The 3,834-nt window shown below is 64.8% G+C and carries 5 protein-coding genes and 1 pseudogene; 3 read left to right on the top strand and 3 right to left on the bottom strand.

Translation table 11 applies throughout. From position 1 onward, the window contains the following. Positions 1-230: pseudogene (locus ACE3S9_RS16370) on the top strand (hypothetical protein); the annotation flags it as partial. Between the two features lies 1 nt (position 231). Here ACE3S9_RS16370 and ACE3S9_RS16365 read toward each other — a convergent pair. Further along, positions 232-450, bottom strand: a complete 219-nt coding sequence (locus tag ACE3S9_RS16365) for a hypothetical protein (protein ID WP_374547544.1) — start codon at positions 448-450, stop codon at positions 232-234. A 380-nt stretch (positions 451-830) separates the two neighbouring features. Continuing rightward, positions 831-1,331, bottom strand: coding sequence for a Holliday junction resolvase RuvX (ruvX, locus tag ACE3S9_RS16360; protein ID WP_374547543.1), 501 nt, complete (start codon positions 1,329-1,331; stop codon positions 831-833). Between the two features lie 91 nt (positions 1,332-1,422). Here ruvX and ACE3S9_RS16355 point away from each other — a divergent pair, with 91 nt between their 5' ends. Next, on the top strand, positions 1,423-2,121 hold the full coding sequence (locus tag ACE3S9_RS16355) for a metal-dependent hydrolase (RefSeq protein WP_374547542.1): 699 nt from the start codon (positions 1,423-1,425) through the stop codon (positions 2,119-2,121). Positions 2,122-2,127: 6 nt separating this feature from the next. Here the strand turns inward: ACE3S9_RS16355 and ACE3S9_RS16350 are convergent, their stop codons facing one another. Then, positions 2,128-3,366, bottom strand: a complete 1,239-nt coding sequence (locus ACE3S9_RS16350; RefSeq protein WP_374547541.1) for a flavin monoamine oxidase family protein — start codon at positions 3,364-3,366, stop codon at positions 2,128-2,130. Between the two features lie 128 nt (positions 3,367-3,494). On the opposite strand from ACE3S9_RS16350, the gene gatC reads away from it, so the two are divergent. Beyond that, a complete protein-coding gene (gatC, locus tag ACE3S9_RS16345) occupies positions 3,495-3,782 on the top strand; it encodes an Asp-tRNA(Asn)/Glu-tRNA(Gln) amidotransferase subunit GatC (RefSeq protein ID WP_374547540.1) in 288 nt (95 codons plus the stop codon). Positions 3,783-3,834: the final 52 nt, after the last annotated feature.

Below are 3,834 nucleotides of genomic sequence, written 5' to 3'. Positions count from 1 at the left end.
AGGATGACGGGTCGAACGCCTGGCCACCGTCGGAAACGGCCGTGCCGGAACCATCCGTCGAGCCGCGCGAACAGGTAGAGCGCCTGTTGGGGCCGTCGCCGGTCGCCATTGACGATCTCGCGCGGGCCAGCGGCTGTTCGGTCGGAGACATTCGCCTGCTGCTGCAGGAGCTGGAAATCGAGGGCCGCATCGAACGCCACGGCGGCGACCGCGTCGCCCTGATCGGCTGAATCAGTCCTCGTCGCAGGCAGTTTCGCTCTGGCGCGCCTGCATTTCCGCCTCCACGCGGGCCATGTCGAGCAGATAGGTCAAGAGATCGAGCCGCGCGTCGCGGGCGAGAAAAGCGAGAGAAGCGATCATGTCCGCAATATAGCGGGCCGTTTCCTCGGCGCTGTCGCCGCCTCCAACGTCCTCATCGTCCTGATCGTAGCTGAAATCCTCGTCCGCCATCGCCGGGCTTGACGCTGCTGCCCGTCCCCGCGCCGACGCGCCGGCCGTGGGGCGGGAGGTTCCGACGGCGCTGCCTTTGGATTTCTTGAGCATGACTCACCGGATTTCGTTCAGGAAGGACCTTGCGGCAAGAACCCTCGGCGCGGCGCGCCAGCAGGGCGCTGCTTTTCGCCTGGAATATACCGCCTGTGAATAAATTCAACTTATGGTTGTCTTAAGGGAAGGCCGCAATCCTTCTTTCGATCCTGTCGTTCCGTTTCGTCCATCGCGCGCGGGCCGATTCGCAACACGCGCGCGCAGGACTTGAAACCCAAGGGAAAGCTAACCTTACAGCGTGGAAAAGGAAAGAGCTTCGCCGAAAAAATTCGCGCTAAGGGCATTCACCCGAGGCGGTCGAGGCGGTCGAGCGCGCCCTGCAGGATATAGGCGGCGGCCATGCGGTCCACAACCTCCGCGCGCTTTCCGCGCGAGACGTCCTGCGCGATCAATTCGCGGGTGACGGCGGCGGTCGACAGCCGCTCATCCCAGAACACGAACGGCCTACGGGCGAGCGGCGCGGTTTGCCGCACGAAGGCGCGGGTCGATTGCGAGCGCGGGCCTTCCGTGCCGTCCATGTTGAGCGGCAGGCCGATGATGAAGGCGACGACGCCGTGCTTGTCGGCCAGAGCCAGCATTTTCTCGACGTCGGGCGTATATTTGACGCGCTTAATCGTCTCCAACGGCGTGGCGAGGCGGCGTTCGACATCTGACAGGGCAAGGCCGATGGTTTTCGTGCCCAAGTCGATCCCCATCAGGCGGTCATTGCGCCGCAACAGGCTGGGGAGCGCCTCCAGACTCATGACGGGCTCGAACTTCTGCTCTTTTTCCTGCTCTTCGCTCATGGTTTTCGGCTAGCATGGGCCGGGCGCCAAGGCCAGCGCCAAAGGCCTGCGCCAGCCGCCCGCGACGATTTCATTTCCCGAGGCGAAAACGATGAAAATCACCTGGCTCGGCCATTCGGCCTTTCGCATCGACCTGCGCGACGCCCACATCCTGATCGACCCGTTTCTCACCGGCAATCCGAAATTCACCGGCGATCTCGACGCGGTTTCGGCAGGGATCACCCATATCGTGCTGACCCACGGTCATGACGACCATATCGGCGACGCGCCGGAGATCATGAAAAAGACCGGCGCGCAGGTGGTCGGCAATTTCGAGATCTGCATGTATCTGCACGGCAAGGGCGCGGAAAACATCAATCCCGGCAATACCGGCGGCACGATCGATTGCGGCGCTTTCTCAGTGTCCTTCACGCCGGCGCTGCATTCCTCAAGCACGATGGTCGACGGCAACGCGGTCTATCTCGGCAATCCCAATGGCGTGGTGCTGAGCGCGGATGGCGAGCCGCGCGTCTATCATTTCGGCGACACCGCCATTTTCGGCGACATGGAGCTGATCCGGGAAATGTACCAGCCGGAGATCGGCCTGATCCCCGTTGGCGACCGCTTCACCATGGACGGCCCGACGGCGGCTCTGGCCGCGCGCCGCTATTTCGATTTCCGCCACGTCATTCCGATGCATTACGGCACCTTCCCGATCATCGACCAGACGCCGGACGCCTTCGTCGCCGCCATGCAGGGCTCGGCCGTGCGCGTTCACACGCCCCGGATCGGCGAGGCGATCCAGTTTTAAGGCATTTTACTTGCGCTGGCGCGCCAATGCCGCGAGCGCCTCTTCGGCGGCGCGGCGGCCGCTCGCATAAGCGCCGTGGGCGGCGGTGAAGTCGCGCGGGTCCGTCGCCTCGCCGGCGAAAAATAATCGGTCGTCGAAAGGACGCGCCAGATCGGCGCGCGCCTCCGCCGCGCCCGGCAAGGCATAGCTGTAGGCGCCGCCGATCCTGTCGTCGCGGCCCCAATGTGTGGCTGCGAGCGGACGAAGGGCGGGCCGCACGTCCGCGCCGAAAAGGCCGGCCAGTTCGTCGATGGCGCGGGCAGAGCTTGCGGCGGGTCCCTCGTGCTCCAGCGCCGCCGCGCTGGCGCCCCCGAGGAAACATTCGATCACCGGCCGCCCGAACGGGCGAATGTCATAGGCTGCGGCGGCGGGATCGCGCGGGTTGCCGATCAGATGCGTGTCATCCTCGAAGAAGCCCGGCGCGACGATCTCGAGAAAGATCTTTTCATTGCGCCCCAGTGGCAGGCGACGGGCGGCCTCGCGCCAGTCCCCGATCTCGTTCGGCCATCGGATCGAATCGCCGGCCAACACGGCAGTCGAGACGGTGACGATGGCGGCGCCGGCTCGGATTGAGCCGGCCCGGGTCGAAAGCGCAATCCCATCCGGCGTCAACGCGACCTCCTGCACGGGCGTCGCCAGGCGCAATGCGACATTTTCGGGCCAGGCGGCGGCGATCAGCGCGCCGAACCCTTCCGGCGAGCGGAAATTCTCCGCGTCGGCGGCTTCGTCATAGGCCGCATAGTCGCGCCCTGACAGATGTTCCAGTTCAGCGCCGCTGACATAGGAGGCGATTGCACGGATATAGCCGTTCCACGCGCCGTCGGCCGGCAAAGCCTTGGCCGCGCAATCGTCCGGCGCCGCCGCGAGACCTTCGCTCCAGGCCGCATAGGCGGCGCTCGCCGCCTCCTGTTCCTCCGGCGAAAAGCCGAGATCGTTATATTGCATCCACCAATTGGCGCGGCGCCGGTCGATGGCGAAGCCGAGGTCGCTGCCAAGCGCCGCCCAGGGATTGCGGGCGCCGGAATGGAGCCATTCGGCGCCGAAATCGAGGCTCATGCCATTGACCGTCGCCGTCCAGGCCCGTCCGCCGACGCGCGGCGCGGCTTCAACCGCCAGAACCCTCAAAGGCGCATCGGCGAGACGCCGCGCCGCGGCGATTCCCGCCGCTCCGGCGCCGATGATGACGATATCGACCTCATGGTTCACTTTGCCTGCTCCTGCATCGCCCCGTCGCGTCATTATCAGACGCAATCGTTGCGCCGCTTTGACGCCTTCTGTATAGGCTAAATCCTTCAGGACGGCGCTAAAGCCGTCCCCTTCAGCACGGAGCCATCATGTCGGTCGATCTGGCGACGGTGCGGCGTATCGCCCATCTCGCTCGCATTCGCGTGAGCGAGCAGGAAGCGCCCTATTTGCAGAACGAGATCAATGCGATCCTGAGCTTTGTCGAGGAACTGAACGCGGTCGATGTCGAAGGCGTGGAGCCAATGACCTCGGTGCTGCCCATGACGATGAAGAAGCGCCAGGACGTCGTGACCGATGGCGAGATCGTCGACAAGGTGCTGGCCAACGCCCCGGCGCGCGAGGACGGGTTCTTCGTCGTGCCGAAAGTGATCGAATAAGGCGGGAGTTTTTCATGTCCGATCTGACCCGCCTGACGCTCGCGGAAGCGCG

Origin of the sequence: Rhodoblastus sp. (assembly GCF_041915505.1) — a bacterium.
Lineage (GTDB): Bacteria > Pseudomonadota > Alphaproteobacteria > Rhizobiales > Beijerinckiaceae > Rhodoblastus.
The sequence above is the reverse complement of the archived record's forward strand: the minus strand, read 5'-3'. Positions and strand labels throughout refer to the sequence as shown.